The 17,926-nt window shown below is 40.6% G+C and carries 21 protein-coding genes; all 21 read right to left on the bottom strand.

Going from position 1 to position 17,926, the window contains the following annotated elements; genetic code table 11:
* Nucleotides 1-40 precede the first annotated feature (40 nt).
* The 21 genes from qcrB to mtrB all read right to left on the bottom strand — a co-directional run bounded on the left by qcrB (nucleotide 41) and on the right by mtrB (nucleotide 17,916).
* On the bottom strand, nucleotides 41-712 hold the full coding sequence (gene qcrB / locus H9648_RS11715) for a menaquinol-cytochrome c reductase cytochrome b subunit (protein WP_066241815.1): 672 nt from the start codon (nucleotides 710-712) through the stop codon (nucleotides 41-43).
* 3 nt (nucleotides 713-715) lie between these two features.
* The gene (locus H9648_RS11710) at nucleotides 716-1,219 is read right to left on the bottom strand and encodes a Rieske (2Fe-2S) protein (RefSeq protein WP_191753984.1); all 504 of its coding nucleotides are present in this window, start codon (nucleotides 1,217-1,219) and stop codon (nucleotides 716-718) included.
* A 119-nt stretch (nucleotides 1,220-1,338) separates the two neighbouring features.
* The gene (locus tag H9648_RS11705) at nucleotides 1,339-1,803 is read right to left on the bottom strand and encodes a YpiF family protein (protein ID WP_191753983.1); all 465 of its coding nucleotides are present in this window, start codon (nucleotides 1,801-1,803) and stop codon (nucleotides 1,339-1,341) included.
* Nucleotides 1,804-2,088: 285 nt separating this feature from the next.
* Nucleotides 2,089-2,640, bottom strand: coding sequence for a ReoY family proteolytic degradation factor (locus H9648_RS11700; RefSeq protein ID WP_066395641.1), 552 nt, complete (start codon nucleotides 2,638-2,640; stop codon nucleotides 2,089-2,091).
* Nucleotides 2,641-2,730: 90 nt separating this feature from the next.
* Complete coding sequence (locus tag H9648_RS11695; protein WP_191753982.1) at nucleotides 2,731-3,984, bottom strand: tetratricopeptide repeat protein; 1,254 nt, start codon at nucleotides 3,982-3,984, stop codon at nucleotides 2,731-2,733.
* A 37-nt stretch (nucleotides 3,985-4,021) separates the two neighbouring features.
* Nucleotides 4,022-4,894, bottom strand: a complete 873-nt coding sequence (locus tag H9648_RS11690; RefSeq protein WP_191753981.1) for a hypothetical protein — start codon at nucleotides 4,892-4,894, stop codon at nucleotides 4,022-4,024.
* Between the two features lie 264 nt (nucleotides 4,895-5,158).
* Complete coding sequence (gene hisC / locus H9648_RS11685) at nucleotides 5,159-6,265, bottom strand: histidinol-phosphate transaminase (protein WP_191753980.1); 1,107 nt, start codon at nucleotides 6,263-6,265, stop codon at nucleotides 5,159-5,161.
* 14 nt (nucleotides 6,266-6,279) lie between these two features.
* Nucleotides 6,280-7,086, bottom strand: coding sequence for a tryptophan synthase subunit alpha (gene trpA / locus H9648_RS11680; protein WP_191753979.1), 807 nt, complete (start codon nucleotides 7,084-7,086; stop codon nucleotides 6,280-6,282).
* 2 nt (nucleotides 7,087-7,088) lie between these two features.
* Nucleotides 7,089-8,288: a tryptophan synthase subunit beta gene (gene trpB, locus H9648_RS11675; protein WP_191753978.1), complete on the bottom strand. Its 1,200-nt coding sequence runs from the start codon at nucleotides 8,286-8,288 to the stop codon at nucleotides 7,089-7,091.
* Nucleotides 8,285-8,917 (bottom strand): phosphoribosylanthranilate isomerase, encoded by a 633-nt coding sequence (locus tag H9648_RS11670; protein WP_191753977.1) that lies wholly within the window; start codon nucleotides 8,915-8,917, stop codon nucleotides 8,285-8,287. The genes trpB and H9648_RS11670 overlap by 4 nt, the downstream gene beginning before the upstream one ends.
* Nucleotides 8,901-9,677, bottom strand: coding sequence for an indole-3-glycerol phosphate synthase TrpC (gene trpC / locus H9648_RS11665; protein WP_191753976.1), 777 nt, complete (start codon nucleotides 9,675-9,677; stop codon nucleotides 8,901-8,903). The genes H9648_RS11670 and trpC overlap by 17 nt, the downstream gene beginning before the upstream one ends.
* A complete protein-coding gene (gene trpD / locus H9648_RS11660; RefSeq protein ID WP_191753975.1) occupies nucleotides 9,667-10,695 on the bottom strand; it encodes an anthranilate phosphoribosyltransferase in 1,029 nt (342 codons plus the stop codon). The genes trpC and trpD overlap by 11 nt, the downstream gene beginning before the upstream one ends.
* A 372-nt stretch (nucleotides 10,696-11,067) precedes the next feature.
* On the bottom strand, nucleotides 11,068-11,847 hold the full coding sequence (locus H9648_RS11655) for a CheR family methyltransferase (protein WP_191753974.1): 780 nt from the start codon (nucleotides 11,845-11,847) through the stop codon (nucleotides 11,068-11,070).
* A 459-nt stretch (nucleotides 11,848-12,306) separates the two neighbouring features.
* Nucleotides 12,307-12,750 carry a nucleoside-diphosphate kinase gene (gene ndk, locus H9648_RS11650; protein WP_066395665.1) on the bottom strand — a complete coding sequence of 148 codons (444 nt, stop codon included), beginning with the start codon at nucleotides 12,748-12,750 and terminating at the stop codon, nucleotides 12,307-12,309.
* 84 nt (nucleotides 12,751-12,834) lie between these two features.
* Nucleotides 12,835-13,800 carry a polyprenyl synthetase family protein gene (locus H9648_RS11645; protein WP_144699376.1) on the bottom strand — a complete coding sequence of 322 codons (966 nt, stop codon included), beginning with the start codon at nucleotides 13,798-13,800 and terminating at the stop codon, nucleotides 12,835-12,837.
* A gap of 22 nt (nucleotides 13,801-13,822) precedes the next feature.
* Nucleotides 13,823-14,650 (bottom strand): menaquinone biosynthetic enzyme MqnA/MqnD family protein, encoded by an 828-nt coding sequence (locus H9648_RS11640; RefSeq protein WP_191753973.1) that lies wholly within the window; start codon nucleotides 14,648-14,650, stop codon nucleotides 13,823-13,825.
* A gap of 6 nt (nucleotides 14,651-14,656) precedes the next feature.
* A complete protein-coding gene (locus H9648_RS11635; RefSeq protein WP_137789044.1) occupies nucleotides 14,657-15,247 on the bottom strand; it encodes a UbiX family flavin prenyltransferase in 591 nt (196 codons plus the stop codon).
* A complete protein-coding gene (locus tag H9648_RS11630) occupies nucleotides 15,244-16,077 on the bottom strand; it encodes a UbiA-like polyprenyltransferase (protein WP_263600337.1) in 834 nt (277 codons plus the stop codon). Before H9648_RS11630 ends, H9648_RS11635 begins: the two co-directional genes overlap by 4 nt.
* Nucleotides 16,078-16,123: 46 nt before the next feature.
* Entirely contained in the window at nucleotides 16,124-16,828 is a 705-nt protein-coding gene (locus H9648_RS11625; protein WP_191753971.1) for a demethylmenaquinone methyltransferase, read from the bottom strand.
* A 4-nt stretch (nucleotides 16,829-16,832) separates the two neighbouring features.
* Nucleotides 16,833-17,546 (bottom strand): heptaprenyl diphosphate synthase component 1, encoded by a 714-nt coding sequence (locus tag H9648_RS11620; RefSeq protein ID WP_191753970.1) that lies wholly within the window; start codon nucleotides 17,544-17,546, stop codon nucleotides 16,833-16,835.
* A gap of 151 nt (nucleotides 17,547-17,697) precedes the next feature.
* Nucleotides 17,698-17,916, bottom strand: coding sequence for a trp RNA-binding attenuation protein MtrB (gene mtrB / locus H9648_RS11615; protein ID WP_066241872.1), 219 nt, complete (start codon nucleotides 17,914-17,916; stop codon nucleotides 17,698-17,700).
* Nucleotides 17,917-17,926 lie beyond the last annotated feature (10 nt).

Genomic DNA, 17,926 nt, shown 5'->3' with positions numbered 1-17,926 from the left:
CTCCTTTGCTCTTATGAAACTTTTAATCTTATGTTTGTTCTTACAACGGTCCGGAAATACCTTGTTTACGGATCATTAAGAAATGGGCACCCATCAAGCCTAACAATGCTGCAGGAAGGAAGAATACGTGAATCGCAAAGAAACGCGTGAGCGTCTGTGCTCCGATAATCTCTCCGCCGGCAAGGAATGTCTTCGCGATCGGACCAACAACAGGAATCGTCATAGCGATCTCAATTCCTACCTTAGTCGCAAATAGTGCTTTCATATCCCAAGGTAATAGATAACCTGTAAAACCTAAACCTAACATAACAAAGAAAATAAGTACTCCAACAACCCAGTTTAATTCTCTTGGCTTCTTATAAGCCCCCTGGAAAAATACGCGCAATGTATGTAGAAACATCATTACGATAACAAGGCTCGCGCCCCAATGGTGCATTCCGCGTACGATCACTCCAAATGCCACTTCATTTTGCAGGTAATATACGGATTCCCAAGCATTCACGATATCAGGCACATAGTACATCGTTAAGAACATACCTGAAAGAATTTGGATAACCGTGATGAAGAAAGTTAATCCACCGAAACAGTAAACGAACGCAGAAAAATGATGTGCGGGGTTTACGTGTTCAGGTACTTCATGGTCTGCAACATCTCTCCAAAGCGGCGTAATATCCAGGCGCTCATCTACCCAGTCATAAATCTTTTGTAGCATTCATTACGCCCCCTTTCTTGGTTTTGCCTTTCCTAAATAAAGCTTTCCATCTTTCACCTGGCTGTCATATACATCAAGCGGTGCAAGAGGTGCAGTTCCCTTAACATTCGTTCCATCCTTCGTATAACGGCCTAAGTGGCAAGGACAGAAGAACTGGTTAGGGTGTGATGGATCTGTATTCCAGTCTACCGTACAACCTAGATGTTTACAGATTGGAGAAAGTGCGATAATATCACCATTCTTCGCTTTATAAACCCAGGCAGATTGAGTGACATCAGACTCGTACCAGCCATCTTTTTGTTTGATTTTAAAATCGAAACGCTTTGGTTCGTTCGCGATCTCTTCCGTGCTCGTAACCGCTACCAATTCTTGATCTGTACCCTCTTTTAGAATCGGATCAAGGGCGAAACGGACCATTGGCATAAGCATGCCGGCAGCCATAAATCCGCCTACGCCAGTTAATGTGTAGTTTAAGAACTGACGTCTTGAAATATCTTCCTTTGACATTGTTTTCCCCCCCTTATGCTGTAAATGACGGTCCATCCGGACTTTTACACACATATTACTAGGACATAAACATGATAGCTTATGTTGTCTTTTAATGTCAATATGACATGTGGTAAATATTACGAATTTATACTTCTTTGCCAATCGGTGAAAATGAGCTGAAACAACGGTTTTACCTGCTCTTTTATCACCTCAAGTTTATACTTTTCGTCCATGGTTTCTAGCGGCAGAGCGGGAACCCAGAATAATTGACCCGAAAGCTGCTGTTCGAATTCTTTCCAATACACATCACTTGTCATGAGAAAGATATGTTTAAAATGCCCTGAATTTTTAACATGCTCTAAGAAACTAGTTAATAGATCAAGAGAACTTTCATTCTTTACATATGTAAAATTAGGTGATAAAAACAACCTGCCGTGCAGCTGACGCTCGATCTCTGATGTTAACAGTTCTGTATACTCAGACATCGTCACACTGGATTTGAACTCGTGGGAGAAATTGACTGGTGTTAACGGAATGAGAATCGAGTCCACATACTCACCAGATTTTAAGAACACATCTGCGTCTTTCGTTTTCCATTTCATAAAAAATTCTCCTTACTTGGTATGTACTGCTTCTTATCGTACCATATTTCTCTCGCTGGTAATGAGTTTCGTATTGAAAATAGGTAGATTTTATTGATGTCGAAATAAGTCTAGGAATGTCGACTCGCGGATAAAAGCGAAAAACTCGTGGATTAAGTGACCTAACTTTTGGATTGCAAGCAAAAACTCGTGGATTCAAAGCTTGAATTTATGGATTGGGTGCTAAAGTGTGTGGTTACAGCACAAAAAAGACGACCCTTTTTCTTAAGAGTCGCCTTCACACAACTAGGATGGCTGTTTTTCTAAATTTTTTAGTTCATTCGTCCATTTTGTAAAGCTGTCATAATCCTTTTGGTCTAGTGCGGCATCGATCTTTGCCATAATATCATTCTTACGGTAGGTTTCAATCGACTTCTCTAATACCATTTCCGCCCATATGCCATATTTTTTGTCCATTGACATATTCTGAGGCAAGTGCGGGTTCTCTTCTAATACAGAAGCGTACTCGGGCGTCAGACGTGATGCGTTAAAATTAAGTTCAAGATAGATCTCTTCTTCTTGGTTCAAGCGGATGTCGTGAAATGATTTTTCGGCATCAGTCGTTAGAACATTTTGCTTGTAAAAACGGAATGGAACTCCGTCTGTGCATTGAGTTGACATGATTATGGCCTTTGGACAATATTCAGCTTTCTCTACAAAATGTACCTTCTCCATCAGTTGGTCATCACTAACTAAATAGTTTAATAACCAAACACATTCGCGCTTCTTTAACTGATAATGATTAAGGAACCATTTGATAAAATCCTTTTTTTCAAGGACCGAAACGGTGCTGCTCATTGCAATCCCCCCATCATTCAAAAACACGTCATCTTGATACTAAATATATTCTCTCACTGCTCGTAAAATCCTTCTTCACTTCAGAAAGTTTTAAAAATCTTCCAGGCGATTTAAAACATCCTCAATATCGTCTCGTTCAGGGCTTTGGTTCAACAAATTCTGCAGAATGCTCTTCGCTTTCTTCTGCTCTCCTTCCTCGATGAGGAAGTATGCATATTCTTCTAAGAACACCGGGTCCTCAGTAAACAATAGAGAAGCTTTTTCGAACCATTTTGCAGCCTCAGTATAATTTTCGGTCTCTTTATTTGCTGTAGCTAGATGCCAGTACATGAGCGGTATCTCTTCTTTCGTTTCAGCCAGAGACTTGTAGAGACTGAGCAGATCTTCAAATCGTTCTTCACGAATGTATTGATCTCCTAACCGTAAGAGTGGTTCGATCCGTGTTGGATTGATTTCAAGTGCTTGTTTCACCCACTGTTCACCTTGATCAGGATTGTGGAGTTTATAAGCTAACCTTGCAGCCTGTAGATAGATGTTTTCGTTATGTTCATCTCTTTTTAATCCTTCCGAGATAACATCATACGCCTCTGTTAATGCTCCTTCTTCTTCATATGCTTCAGATAGAACGCTATAAAGGGTCGTATAATCAGGATCCATGTCTTTTAGTTCTTCAAGACTTGCGATCGCTTCTTTAAACTCACCTGCTTTAAAAGCAGTTACTCCATGACCAAATAAGCTGTAAAGATCTTTATGGTGATCCAGACCTTTTCTATAGAATGGAAGTGATTCTTCAAACTTACCTGCTCTGCTTAATGCTTCGGCATATCGTAATGTAACATCTTCTATTTCAGCTTTTTCATCGATCGCTACTTTTAATAGTGGCAAACTTGAATCAAATTTACCTTGCCTTAAATAAAAATCACCTAAAGCATAAGCGAGCACAGGATGTTTCTGGTCCTTTTGATGCGCTTCTGTCAGCTTACGTTCTGCTACTTCTGTCAGTCCAAGACTTTCATACAGATCCGCTTGAAGGATAAGTGCTCTTAAATATTCGTCATCTTCTTCGGTTACTTGGTCCAAATACTCGATCGCTTTCTCATCCATGCCTTCATCCAAGCAGCATTCTGCAATGGATACGAGCAGCTCTCCATCTCCAGGGTATTTTTTCAGCAACTCATTAAAAAGGTTCATTGCTTCTGTTGTATGCCCCCAGTTCAGATAAACTTCGGCGATCTCAAACTTTTCTGGATCTTGAGCTTTTTGTTTTATTTTATCTAAAAGCGACATTCCTTTTTCTACGTCACCATGTTCAACAAGCCTGATTGCATCTTGGATTTCGTTCACTGATAAAACTCCCTTATCCCTTGTATTCTTGTGCCTATTATACACGAGATACGAGAGATTCTCCAAAACGACGAGTCTTTACTACGATAATCTCTTTACCAAACCCTTGATGAGTTTCTGGATGATTATCAGTAAAAACGATTTTGCCTCTTACGATTACAGCTTGCAGCGTATCATCTATTACATCTGTACGATAGATGCAATAGTCAGCATCACTGCCTGTGAACAGACCGCCTTTTACAGGATATAGACCAAGCATTTTTAAACTTGGTAACGAGATTGCTTCTGTTTCACACAGATCATGAAAAAGAGTTGGGATCTGATGTTTGACCGATAGCTCGTTCCATTTTTTTTGCCACGTGTTTTTCAACTTCTGATCTATGTTCGCTGGAAAGGTTGGAAAGATTACAGTACCATAACTGAAATTAGCTTCACTGATCCTCTCCCAGATCACATGTGTTAACTGAGCAAAATCTTTACAGATCAACTGGATGAACGGGATTTTCTGTTTTCGGCAAAAACTCATCATTTGTGGTGTGATTTTTTCTGGAGACATACTTAGACCGATGCAATAGTCTATTGAACTGGATATTAAGAGATGCCTCGTTCTCTTCAACTCTGTTTCTGCTTCATGCAGATAGTTGACTTCAGCAGAGGCTAAGAGCGTAGTCGTGCCGATTCTAACTCTCTCGCTAATAGTCTGTCTTACCTTTTCGATAGGCAATCTATTCAATGACATAAGAGGACTGATATGCCCAGGAATCATCTTTAAACCATGCATAGACATCTTCATCACATTCATTCTAAGAGGGCCCTGTGAGACATAGGAGATTTTTTGAGAGTCTACTAGATAAGAAAGAACAGTGTCTGTACCGAGCGATTGCAGCGGGCGCTCAATAATATATCGCATAGCTCGCCTCCTTTTTTACTCTATAGGACAAGTTATGATAGAGATGAGATTTATATGATAAAAAATTTTAGAGGAAACTAAAGAAGAGAACAAAAAAAGTCCTGACATGTAAGCGCTGTCAGGAAAGTATAATATGGATAGGAGTGGAGAGAAACCATATTACATTCATTATAAATAGAGCTTATTTAAAATGCAACACTTTTTTGAAAATTATGAAAATAGCCCGATATTATTAATCATAATCGGGCTTATGTTGTGAATTTTTTATTTATTTACTTTCTCTACTACAGAATCAATATACGCACCTAAGTGTTCGATGATCTCTTTGTTCTGGTCTTCTTCACCGATCGTTACTCGGATCATGGTAGGAAAACCTAATGCACTTCCTGAGCGCACGATGTAACCTTTTCGTAGAAGATAATCAAACGCTTGATCAGCATCAGATTTTACGTCGAGCAGAATAAAGTTTGCTTCAGAGGGATAGTACAACAGCCCTTTTTCATCACAGAATGAATAGAACGTTTCTAGACCTTTTCTGTTCTTTTCTTTGCATTCTAAAATAAACGCATCATCTTCTAATGCCCCGATCGCTGCAGCTTGAGCGATACGAGAAGTGTTGAAAGGCTCTCTAGCAGGCTCAATCGACTGGATGATGGAAGATTGTGCGACCCCATAACCAATTCGAAGTGCAGCTAGTCCATGAGCTTTTGAGAACGTTCTTAGAATCACTAGATTCGGATACTTTTCCAAGTAATCTAGCGTATTTGGATAATCTGCAGCTGATACATATTCATAATAAGCTTCGTCACTTACTACGACTACATCAGATGGAACTTTTTCCATAAAGCTTACAAACTCTGACTCCGGAATATAGTTTCCCGTCGGGTTGTTCGGATTGCAAAGCCAGACGATTCTCGTATCTTGATCGATCGCTTCAAGCATCGCTTCTAGATCATGATTGCCTTCGATCAGCTCAACCTCTCTCACTTCAGCTCCTTCAATGACAGCATTATGTCTGTATTGAGGAAAAGTAGGAGCAGCCATCACGGTGTTGGTTTCAGGAGATAGATAGGCTCGGCAAAGAATTTGTACGACTTCATCTGAGCCGTTTCCAAAAATAATCTGGTCTTGTTTCACTTGAAGTTGGTTTGAAAGTTTCTCTCTAAGCTCAGCTGAATAACCGTCTGGATATACATGAAGCTGTGAGAGCTCCTCTGTTATCTTTTCTTTCGCAAGATCCGAACATCCATAAGGGTTCTCGTTTGAAGCGAGTTTTATGATTTTCTCTAAACCTAGTTCACGCTTCACTTCTTCTACTGGTTTACCTGGTTTGTAAGGTTTTAAAGATAACAACTGCTGTTTCGGCTGCATTTTCCCACTCCTTTTTAACGACTATAGACAGGCAGCAAAGATTCAATATACGATTTAAACGTTTTAACCGCTTCCTCCCTATTCGTTAGCAGGTCACTCTCTAGTTCCTCAATCTTTTTAACGATCGCACTGCCTACGATAAACCCATCACTGCTGCCATCAAACTGCTGGATCTGTTCTCGCGTAGACAGTCCAAACCCTACTAAGACAGGAACACGGCTGTTTCGTTTCGCGGCTTTTAAGAATTCGTCCAGTCCCGCTCTAAACTCACTTCTAACGCCAGTCACACCTAATGAAGAGATGCAATACAAAAAACCTTCTGCCTCTCTACTGAGTCTAGCAAGCTTTTCTTCACGTGTTGTAGGTGAAACAAGCGAGATGAGAGCAAGGTTATGCTCTGAACATATCTTCTGTAGATATCCGCTTTCTTCATACGGCAGATCAGGTACTAGAACCCCATCTACACCGCTGTTCTCTGCTAACTTCAGGAAACGATTTTCTCCTAATTGTAACAAAAGATTATAATAAGTAAAGATAATTACCGGAATCTTCAATCCTCTTTCACGAAGCTTTGAAACGAGCTTTACCGTTTTCTCAAGATTCATGTTTTGTGCCAAACCTCTCATACCTGCTCGTTGAATAACAGGTCCATCAGCTAAAGGATCTGAGTATGGAACACCTAGCTCGAGAGCGTGTGCTCCACACTCTTCTAGAGCAAGTGACAGTTCGATCGTAGCTTCTTCACATGGATCACCAGCCATGATATACGGAGTGAAACGATAATCTGAAGAATGTTGAAAGACTTCCCATCTCTTATTCATCTTTATTCGCCCCCTTCTTCAAATTCCATCAGTGTATGAACATCTTTGTCGCCTCTTCCTGATAAACAGACGACTACATGTTGATCTTTTTGCATTTTTTTAGCAAGCTTCAGACTATATGCTACGGCATGTGCACTCTCTAACGCACATAGAATACCTTCGTTCTCACATAAAAGCTTCAGAGCGTGTAACGCTTCTTCATCTGTGACTGCTTCATAAGTTACTCTTTTTGTCTCATGCAGGTAAGCATGTTCCGGGCCTATCCCTGGATAATCGAGTCCTGCTGAGATCGAGTATGGTTCTGTAATCTGTCCTTCGCTCGTTTGAAGAAGCTTTGTCAACGAACCGTGAATCACACCATTCGAGCCTTTAGATAACGTTGCCGCATGCTGAGCCGTCTCAACGCCCATCCCTGCAGCCTCTATGCCATACAGAGGTACATCTTTCTCAATAAAGGGTGCGAACATGCCGATCGCATTACTGCCGCCCCCTACACAAGCTACAACAGCATCTGGAAGCTTTCCTTGTTTGATCTCTTTAAACTGACTCTCTGTTTCATGACCGATCACCTGCTGAAATTGTTTGACCATCTTCGGGTATGGATAAGGTCCTACAGCTGATCCGATGAGATAGAATGTGTCTTCGACCGCAGCAACCCATTCCCGGATCGCCTCATTGGTAGCATCTTTTAATGTTTGGCTGCCGCTCGTGACCTCGATCACTTCTGCACCTAACAGCTTCATGCGAAACACATTTAAAGCTTGTCTTCTTATATCTTCTTTTCCCATATAAACTTTACAAGATAACCCGTATTTAGCTGCTACAGTCGCTGCTGCTACGCCATGCTGACCCGCTCCAGTTTCAGCGATGATCTTTTTCTTTCCCATCCTTACAGCCAAGAGCGCCTGCCCGATGGCGTTATTAATCTTATGTGCGCCTGTATGGTTAAGGTCTTCTCTTTTTAAATAGATGGATGCTCCGCCATTCGACTCACTCAATCGATCTGCTTTTGTTAATGGAGTCGGACGTCCTGAATAAATCGCAAGTTCTTTTTGAAAAAGCTCATTAAATTCTTGATCTTGGATGGCTTCGTTGAAAGCTGTCTCAAGCTCTTCGAGTGCAAACATGATTGTTTCTGGTACGTACTTTCCGCCGAACACTCCATATCTTCCTCTATGATCAGGTACTGTTGCTGTAGTCATCTCATAATCATCCTTTCAAGAGTTTCTATTCTTTGTACGCTTTTTTTGCCATTTTCTTCAATACCACCACTTAAATCGATTCCGTGTGGATGAAGTTTCATTAGTTCTGAAACATTTTCTGATTTGATCCCGCCAGCTATGAAACACGTAATCCCTATCCCATCTGATGCTTTCATCATGTTAGGAACTTCCTCCCACGAAAATGGAATTCCAGTTCCGCCGAATTGACCTTGAGAGACAGAATCTATGATAAGTCCATCTGCCACTTTTCCGTATAACTCTATTTCTTTTATGATGCTTTCACTAAAAGGGAGTGCTTTATAGATTTCTTTATTGCAATGAACTCTTATTTCCTTGAGCTGATCAACCGATTCAGTTCCGTGACACTGGATGATATCGATCGGTACTGAGTTAACAACATCCTTGATCTGTTGGAGAGTTGCATTTTGAAAAACACCTACTAGCTTTTTAGGTTTTCCGTACTTTTCGATCCAGCTGCTCACTTCTGTAGGATCGACTTTTCTTTTACTTTTAGCGAATATGAACCCGATCAGATCTGCTTTTGATTCTATGAGCAGCTTATAGTCGTCTTCAGATTGACAGCCACAATATTTAATTTGAACAGTCATGATAAAGCTCTCTGATCTTATTTTCTATAGAGTCCGCTCTCATCAATGTTTCTCCGATCAACATTCCGTTCACTTGGTGATCAAGCAGGCTTTTCACATCTGAAGCTGTTTTTATGCCACTCTCACTGATCACGAGTGTTTCGTTTTTAATAGATGAAAGAAGAGAAAAGGTATGCTCGATATCTGTTGTGAACGTTTTAAGGTCACGGTTGTTTATCCCGATCATAGAAGGGTCGCAAACGTCGTAAACTTGCTGTATCTCACGATGTGAATGAACTTCGACCAAGCACTCTAACCCGCATTCCGTTGCTAGTGCGTGAAGCTTCTCTAATCGTTCACTTGTTAAGCAAGCTGCAATGAGCAGAATCGCATCTGCTCCGTTCTCAACGCTCTCAATGATCTGCCTTTCATCTATGATGAAATCCTTCCTTAAAAGAGGCAGCGAGACATGATTGCGAATATCTTTTAAATATTGAAGGTCTCCTTGAAAGAACTCGGTGTCCGTTAAGACGGATAAGCAAGATGCGCCAGCTTTTTCATATTCAACAGCGATCTCTACAGGATTGAAATTTTCTTTAATGATTCCTTTGGATGGTGAAGCTTTTTTCACTTCGGCGATCAATGCTGGTCTTTTCACAGAGTTAGCGATTCTGTTAGCAAATGGCCGGTGATCCTTATCTGTAAAATCCAGCTCACCTTTTTTGAACGAAGGAAGAATAGCTACTTCTCTTTCTTTTTGTTTCAATATTTTAGTTAACATGTGCATTCGCCTCTTCTTTCGTCATTTCTTCAAGATGATCATGTGCAGATTTTGATTGTAGACATTGCTTGATGATCTCCACGCCGTCTCGAATACTTGGGACTCGTTTTGATGCAAAAAGAGCGGCAGCGGCGTTCAAGATGACGATGTTTCGTGCTGATTCGTTACCATCCCCTTGTAGGATGGAACGTATGAGTTCAGCACTTTCTTTTTTGTTTGTTACCGTTAGATCATTAAGATTTCCTCGATGTAACCCTGCTTCTTCAGGTGTGTAGTTGAACGAATCAATCGTGTTGTTCTCCACCAAATACATCCGTGTCTCGCCAGTGATCGAACATTCATCCAATCCATCTTTACCTGTAACGATCAATGCACGTTTAATCCCGAGCTTCTGAATCACTTTAGCAAGCTTTTCAGCAACTTCTTCATTGCTCGCTCCAATCAGCTGATATGCAGGTGCCATCGGGTTTAACAATGGACCGATACAATTGAAGATCGTTCGAAATGGAAGTTCCCCTCTCAGCGACGCTACTTTTTTTAGTGCCGGATGAAAATATGGAGCGTGCAGAAACGCGATGTCGTGTTTATTCAGTTGGGAGTTCGCTTCAAAGTGGTTGCTGGCTGCTACAATACCTAAAGCTTCTAACACATCAGAGCTGCCACTTTTTGATGTGACTGCTTTGTTACCATGCTTGGCTACCTTTACTCCTAAAGAAGCGAGTATGATACTAACCGCTGTAGAGATGTTAAAGGTCGATGCTCCATCACCGCCAGTACCGCAAGTGTCCATCAGCTCATGGTGTTGTGAAGATTCAGCCTTTCTTGAGAGCTTTCTGATCGCTTTAACAAAGCCAACGATCTCATCGATCGTCTCACCGCGAAAGCTCATGATGCTTAAAACAGAACTTCCTTGCGCATCTGTTACATCACCATTCGCTAACTTCTCCATAAAATAAAAAGCTTCATTTTCTGTTAATGTTTCGTGTTTCATTATTTTTTGAATGATATTTGGAATCATATGAACACCCCTTAATCGTTTTGGTTGTTTTGTCTACAATCAAAAACGTTCAAGGTGGAATAGGAAAGGATATGATCATATCTGCACCTCCGCTTTATACGGAGAATGAGGAGGATATAAGAGGTCGATCTATAAGGGAACATGTACATCCTTCTTTTAAGAAGCATATAAAAAAGCCATGCAGAAATAACCCGCATGGCATATGTACATATCCATTCTCGGCTCTGCTCCACTCAAACTCTCTCAACTTGTCTCAACTAGGCTCTAAACTCTATACTAATGTGCACAATTATGTGTGCTCTAAACTTATCAGTTACATTAAACTATTGTTGTAAATCTGTCAACAGATTTACATGCTTCTATTTTTGTTTTTTAACTCAGTTTTCGATAAAAGAACGGTTCTACCGATACCAAGTCGTATAATCCTGGATTGAAGATCTGCTCGGTACTTCCCACGAACAGAACACCGCCTTTTCGAAGCGCGTTGCTAAACTTTTGATAGAGGACTGTCTTAGCTTCCTCTGTAAAATAGATCATAACATTTCGGCAAACGATGAGATCAAAGTCGGATTCAAAACGATCTGAAAGCAAGTTTTGCTTTTTAAAGGTCACGTGCTTTTTAACAGAATCTGTAACGCTGATACCGAGTTCTTCTTTTGTTGTATATCGTGCTATTTTATCGCTCGGAACATCTTTGATCGCTTTTTCAAAATAAAACCCTTTTTTAGCTTGCTCTAACACTTGTTGATCTAAGTCTGTTGCAAGGATCGAAAACCTTGATAAGCCCTTTTTGTAATCGGATAACAGCATCGACAGGCTGTATGGCTCTTCACCTGTAGAGCAGGCTGCGCTCCATATTTTTAAAGATGACCTGTCATTAACTAACAGAGAAATGATTTTTTTCTCTAGTACATCCCAACGAGCAGGATTTCGGTAAAATTCAGAAACGTTAATGGTCATTCGGTCTAAAAATTCAAGTAGCAATTCTGGATTTTTTGTGAGTGCACGAAAATAGTCTGCAAACGTGCCGTACGCTCGTTTGTCCCTCAGTGCAACGAGTCTGCGTTTCATCTGCGCTTCCTTGTATAAAGAAAGATCTATTCCTGTTTGATCATAAATACTCTGTTTAAAGCTTTCGTAGTCCGGGTCCATATGTCTCTCTCCAATTCCACTGCTTAAGCAAATTTAGTCTATGTATGTATAATATCGGAGCAGAATTTAAATTGTTGCGTTATCGGAGCAACATAATTAATAAGATGTCGACTCGCTGATATAAAGTGAAAACTCGCCGGATTATCCTTAAGACTCGCCGGATTAATTATAATTCTCGCGGGATTATTGCAAAAACTCGCGGGAATAACTTTAAAACTCGCGGGATTGTTTCAGAAATTTCCGTGTAAGTAGTTGATAAAAGCATACTAAACGCCGGATTTTGATGCTAAAATCAAAGCTTTTAACATACTGCCTCAAAAATCCAGCTTCTCCCCTTCATCTTCTGAACGACTAGACCCTTTCTCAGCCACTTTTTCTTCGCTAACTCATTCGATTTCACCATAAAAACAAAAAAACCGGCGCGGCGGCCGGTTAAAACGCTTTCATTTCCATGTAAAATTAAATCCAAACCGCTACTGCTTTATCATAAGAAACGAGTTCTTCTTCTTTGAAGAAAAGACCGATCTCACGGACAGCGCTTTCAGCAGAGTCAGAGCCATGGATGATATTGTTGCTTACTTGTACAGCATAGTCTCCGCGGATTGAACCAGGAGCAGCTTCAGAAGGGTTCGTTTTGCCCATCATGTTACGAGCTGTAAGAATTACGTCCTTACCTTCCCAAACCATAGCAAATACTGGGCCAGATGTAATAAAATCAACAAGTTCGCCGAAGAACGGACGCTCTTTGTGCTCACCATAATGTTCTTTTGCAAGATCTTCAGAAATGTTCATTAGTTTAGCACCAACAAGTTGAAAACCTTTCTTTTCAAAACGGGATACGATTTCTCCGATTAACGCACGTTGAACACCATCAGGTTTTACCATTAAAAACGTTTTTTCCATGCATTCCCTCTCCTATCATCTATGTATATGTGGGACAAGTTCCCCAGAGAAATCGTACCAAAAATTTTAAAAATTAGCAATCACTCAAAATTTTCGACCAGCGATATAATCTGCTACTTTTAACAAACTATCTCTGGCATCCGTTTCTGGCAAAGACTCGGCAGCTAATTTAGCGCGTTTCAAATATTTATCAGATATCTTCGTTGCGTAATCAATTCCGCCTAACTCTTTGATATCTTTTAACAGTTCTGCAAGCTGCGCAGGCTCTTTTTTGTCATAATATGCATCGAGCTTCTCTTTCATCTCTGGATACTGATAGATTGTGTACAGCACAGGCAATGTTAAGTTTCCTTGCTTCAGATCACTTCCCGCTGGTTTACCGAGCTGTTTTTCAGAAGCGGTAAAGTCTAAGATATCGTCTGTAATCTGAAAAGCCATCCCTACAGAGAAACCAAAATCGTACAGCTTCTTTTGCAGAGAAACATCTGCTTTTGATGTAATCGCTCCAAGCTGACAGCTCAGCGCGATAAGAAGTGCGGTTTTTCGTTTGATACGTTTGAAGTACTTTCGAATGTTTTGATCCGTATCATACTGCTCGTTGATCTGTTCGATCTCCCCTAGACACATCTCTTTCATGCCTTGTGCCAATATCTGATGCGCACGCGGAATTTCAATCTCAGACATTAGTTTTAAAGCGGATGCGAAAATAAAATCGCCCGTATACATGGCAATCTTGTTATCGTATTTTGCTTTAACTGTTTTTCTGCCACGTCTCATATCCGCATCATCCACTACATCATCATGAACGAGCGAAGCCATATGAATCAGTTCAAGAGCTGCAGCTGGCTTTTTCACTTGGTGTATGTTATACGTGCCGAACTGAGCGGAAAGCAGAACAAACACAGGGCGGATTCTCTTTCCCCCTGCTTTTAAAAGTTCAGCTCCTGCCGTATGAATCTGTTTCTGATCGGAACGAACGGATTCTACGAGCTGATCTTCAATCTGCTGCAAGTCTTTTTTTAGAAATGAGTATAAGTCCTTTAACTTCACTTTTGTTTCACCCTATCGCCCGTTACTTATACGAATATTTAATGATAGAGGGCATTGTATTTAACAATCCGCACTCTACAGCTAGCTGAAAATAAAGGTTGAGTCCTTTTTCATGTTCGCCACTAAATTGATAATTTAATCCATTAAAATAAGAATTCCAGAACTGAAAAGTGCCTCCATGTTCTGCTATCACTCGCTCGATGACCGGAACAAAATTTTCACTCTGACATCTTTCCTTGCTGTCTATCATACTTCTTCCGACATACGATAACAGCGCACCTTGTTCGGTTTCCATTTCATTTCGATACGCCATCACGGCAAAGATCATCGGCAGCCCAGTCTGTTGATACCAGATCTCTCCAAGATCATAAACGTGATAAGAGCCTCGTTTACGGTTCGCACTTATCGCATCGTCCCCGATTAAGAGGCATGCATCATACGCGTTCAGCATGAATTCAAAATTCGGTGTCTCTACTTGGTACGTAACCTCAACACCATAAAAACGGTCTAAGATGATTTTTAATAGAGCGACCGATGTTTCTGAGCTAGATGTTAAGGCGATTCTCTTTCCGTCCAACTCTTCGATCTTATACTTTGAAAAAAGAAAGATAGAGTTTACTTTTCCGAACGAAGAAACAGAAAGGTCTGGGACTAAGCTGTAGTTCAGAGCGTTCTTTCCGTATGAAAACGAAGAGATGCCTCCGATATCGACCAGCTGTTTCTCCATTAAAGCGTTTACTCTGGATGGAACTGCCTGAGTTATAGTCGCACCTTGATCCATCAGTCTTTCTCTATCTAAATAAAAATAAAGGGGTATGATGTTCGTGTAGCTGATTTCCCCGATGTTCATAATCTATCAGTCTCCCCAGCGTGTAAACAATTCGTGATGTACACCTAAGTTATCTAGCACTTTACCTACCAAGAAGTTCACTAGATCATCCATCGATTTTGGCAGATGATAAAAACCAGGCATCGCAGGCACAATCTTTCCTCCTGCTTCGGTTACTTTTAACATGTTTTCAAGGTGAATCTTGTGAAGTGGTGTCTCTCTTGGGACTAAGATCAGTTTTCTGCTCTCTTTCAGCATAACATCTGCTGTACGTTCTAACAGGTTTCCTGAAGCACCATGAGCGATTCCAGAAAGAGTTCCCATCGAACAAGGAATGATGACCATTCCGTCGTTCTGATACGAACCGCTCGCGATCGGTGCATTAAAGTCGCGAAGCGTGTGATAATGAAGACGATCTTTACCGTATGAAGCAAAATTCTCTTCTATACAGCGTTCACGGTCCTCTGTATCCCACAATAATTCTTCTCTAAACACTTGCCACCCTGCTTCCGTAACAACAAGATGTAGCTTGTGTCCGCTTTTTAAGATCTCTTGAGCAAGTCTTACTCCATAAACAGCACCACTCGCTCCTGTTATTCCAATTGTAAAAGTTTTCATATCAACAAATCTCCTACTGAAAAGATAAACATGACCACACTCAATACACCGTTCATCGTAAAGAAGGCAACATCCAGTTTAGTCAAATCATGAGGCTTAACGAGTGAATGCTCATACACCATGATCGCACCAGATATGAACACACCTAAATAATAGATCCAGCCCATTCCTGATACAACGCCAAGTGAGACAAACGCTATGAAACTAGCAACATGCAGCCATCTAGCAGTTATCAGACCATTAGCTATACCAAACGCAGAAGGAATGGAGTACAGCCCATGCGACTTGTCATATTCAGCATCTTGTGTAGCATAGATCACGTCAAAACCTGCTGTCCAAAACAATACCCCTACAAATAGTAAAAAGGCTTCCGGACTTAATGTTCCAGTTGCACCAACCCAACCGCCTAGTGGCGCGATAGCAATCGTCACACCTAAGACGATATGACACAAATACGTGAAACGCTTCGTATACGAATAGATAACAAGAAAAAAGACTGCAAGCGGCAAGAGCTTAACTGATAGCGCGTTTAATTGATAAGCACTTACGAACAATAAAGCTAGTGAGACGAGAATAAAAAGATAAACTTCGCCTCTTTTTAAAAGCTTAGCTGGTATCGCTCTTGTTTTCGTTCTAGGATTCGCTCCATCAATCTCTGAATCTATCGCACGGTTTAAAGCCATAGCAGAACTTCGTGCCCCGACCATAGCGAGAGTGATCCAAACCCATTCCATCAAGGATGGAACTGTTCCCTCTTCAACAAGGTTTCCCATGATCGCTCCAAGAAATGCAAACGGTAGAGCAAAGATGGTATGTTCAAACTTTATCATTTCTAAAATTATTTTTATTTTATTCCACACACTGCAACGCTCTCTTCTATTGCTGTTTTTTCCCTGTATGCATGGCGGCAGCACCTAAAGCATACGATTTAACTTCAACCTTAGATAAACCTGCTTGTTTGAAAAGATCTTTCAGTTCTTCTTTTGTTAAAAAAGCTTCTGTTGATTCTTGAAGCCACGCGTATTCTCGGTAACTTTTAGCAAACAATTTACCGAATACCGGCATGATGTACGTAAAATAAAATTTAAAGAGCTGTTTGAACACCGGAACCGTCGGATGCGAAGTCTCTAAACATACGACTCTACCGCCCGGCTTCACAACGCGTGCCATCTCTTTTAGTGTTTGGAGATAATCGGGAACGTTTCTAAGCCCAAAACCGATCGTAACGAAATCAAAGCTGTTATCTTCGAACGGAAGCTCCATCGCGTTGCCATGGATAAAGCTGACTCCAGGAGTTCGTCGCTTCCTTAACTTTTCGATCCCAACGTTCAGCATGTTCTGACTGAAATCGAGGCCTATTACTTTCCCTTGTGTACCCACTTTTTCAGCAAGAGCGAACGTCCATTCACCTGTTCCGCAACAAACATCTAAACATTGGTTTCCAGGCTGTACCTTCATTCTTTTCATCGTATCTTTTCGCCATTTACTATGCTGTTTAAAAGAGATCAGATCGTTCATATAGTCATACTGATCAGAGATCTTTTCAAATACAGAGTGAACCCGTTCTTCTTTACTCAACATCGGATTAACCCTCTCCTAACATTAAGTCATTTTTGCTAGCATCTACCATGTTGTATCCTTCTCTATGAAACAACAGAGGCATCTCAACTTCTTTATTCTTTAGTCCCGTCTCGCATGTCTCGAGGTAGTTCAACTGTTCTTCACTTAATCTTCTTCTCGTATCAAGACTGTGATATCGTGACACAGTTAGGTACCTTTCGATAAACGGTATATATGTATAGAGACCAAACGATTCAGCGGCTTTTGTTAATAAAAGACTGTCGATCTTCTGTATGACTTTTAAATATTCTACACTCGTGGTTGAAAACTTGTCTTTACTCTGAATATGCAGATCTGCCTTCAGTTCGTTAATTTCCTGAACCGCGCTCGATAACTTTGAGATCAGATCTAAATTTTCACAGTGAGATAAAAGTAAGTAGTATAGACTGCTAAAATAATCGCCAGACAATACAACAAGCTGACGATTCTTTTTGTTCTTGTTGATTTGCTCTTCCAAAATATCATCATGACGGTCCAATGCAGACTGAATGAGAGTAATCGAACTGAAGTACTCTGCTTCTACAGCTTCATCCAATTCTAGTTCACGCAAAAGACAGTACGTGATGAATACTTTGGATTCATTAAATACTGGAGGTTGGATATATCGCTCTACATAACTGTGCTGCATCAATAAAAGTGTATGTTGTTTTAAACGTTGAATCTGTTCCAAGGTGTTCATCAAATCCCTCCAATGACACAGCAAAATTGTGCTTTCTTATTATAACATAGTCGCCAAAATTATTAGGATTCAACCTCTTTTAAAAGACATAAAGAAAACTAGGCTTATCTGTAGCCCAGCTTTTTGGCACATGTACCGCCGAAAGTAATCTTTACGATTCTGTATCTACTTCTCCGTGTTTCGTGTAGATCACTGCTTTTCCTCTAACTTTCACAGCTGAAGTATGCTCTGTGAACTGAGCGATCATCACTTCACCTTTATCAAGCTTTTCAGAATGGTGAAATCTTGTTTCTGTACCACGAGTTAAGCCGATCACGTTTACGCCGTTCTCTTTCGCTTTGATCACGAAAAAATCAAATTCTGATTTCATGAAGTTACCT

Source organism: Fictibacillus norfolkensis, assembly GCF_014836645.1.
GTDB lineage: Bacteria > Bacillota > Bacilli > Bacillales > Fictibacillaceae > Fictibacillus > Fictibacillus norfolkensis.
Note: the sequence above shows the minus strand (reverse complement) of the source record. Positions and strands in the feature narration are given on the sequence as shown.

Coding starts and splice junctions, on each gene's coding strand:
- H9648_RS11705 (WP_191753983.1), bottom strand. CDS start 1,803: ATGAAATGGAAAACGAAAGACGCAGATGTGTTCTTAAAATCTGGTGAG.
- trpD (WP_191753975.1), bottom strand. CDS start 10,695: ATGATTCCAAATATCATTCAAAAAATAATGAAACACGAAACATTAACA.
- H9648_RS11640 (WP_191753973.1), bottom strand. CDS start 14,650: ATGAACATCGGGGAAATCAGCTACACGAACATCATACCCCTTTATTTT.
- ndk (WP_066395665.1), bottom strand. CDS start 12,750: ATGGAAAAAACGTTTTTAATGGTAAAACCTGATGGTGTTCAACGTGCG.
- H9648_RS11690 (WP_191753981.1), bottom strand. CDS start 4,894: ATGCGATATATTATTGAGCGCCCGCTGCAATCGCTCGGTACAGACACT.
- qcrB (WP_066241815.1), bottom strand. CDS start 712: ATGCTACAAAAGATTTATGACTGGGTAGATGAGCGCCTGGATATTACG.
- H9648_RS11630 (WP_263600337.1), bottom strand. CDS start 16,077: ATGATAAAGTTTGAACATACCATCTTTGCTCTACCGTTTGCATTTCTT.
- H9648_RS11635 (WP_137789044.1), bottom strand. CDS start 15,247: ATGAAAACTTTTACAATTGGAATAACAGGAGCGAGTGGTGCTGTTTAT.
- H9648_RS11655 (WP_191753974.1), bottom strand. CDS start 11,847: ATGGACCCGGACTACGAAAGCTTTAAACAGAGTATTTATGATCAAACA.
- H9648_RS11625 (WP_191753971.1), bottom strand. CDS start 16,828: ATGTTGAGTAAAGAAGAACGGGTTCACTCTGTATTTGAAAAGATCTCT.
- H9648_RS11620 (WP_191753970.1), bottom strand. CDS start 17,546: ATGAACACCTTGGAACAGATTCAACGTTTAAAACAACATACACTTTTA.
- mtrB (WP_066241872.1), bottom strand. CDS start 17,916: ATGAAATCAGAATTTGATTTTTTCGTGATCAAAGCGAAAGAGAACGGC.
- trpB (WP_191753978.1), bottom strand. CDS start 8,288: ATGACTACAGCAACAGTACCTGATCATAGAGGAAGATATGGAGTGTTC.
- hisC (WP_191753980.1), bottom strand. CDS start 6,265: ATGCAGCCGAAACAGCAGTTGTTATCTTTAAAACCTTACAAACCAGGT.
- H9648_RS11700 (WP_066395641.1), bottom strand. CDS start 2,640: ATGAGCAGCACCGTTTCGGTCCTTGAAAAAAAGGATTTTATCAAATGG.
- H9648_RS11710 (WP_191753984.1), bottom strand. CDS start 1,219: ATGTCAAAGGAAGATATTTCAAGACGTCAGTTCTTAAACTACACATTA.
- trpA (WP_191753979.1), bottom strand. CDS start 7,086: ATGAATAAGAGATGGGAAGTCTTTCAACATTCTTCAGATTATCGTTTC.
- H9648_RS11670 (WP_191753977.1), bottom strand. CDS start 8,917: ATGACTGTTCAAATTAAATATTGTGGCTGTCAATCTGAAGACGACTAT.
- trpC (WP_191753976.1), bottom strand. CDS start 9,677: ATGTTAACTAAAATATTGAAACAAAAAGAAAGAGAAGTAGCTATTCTT.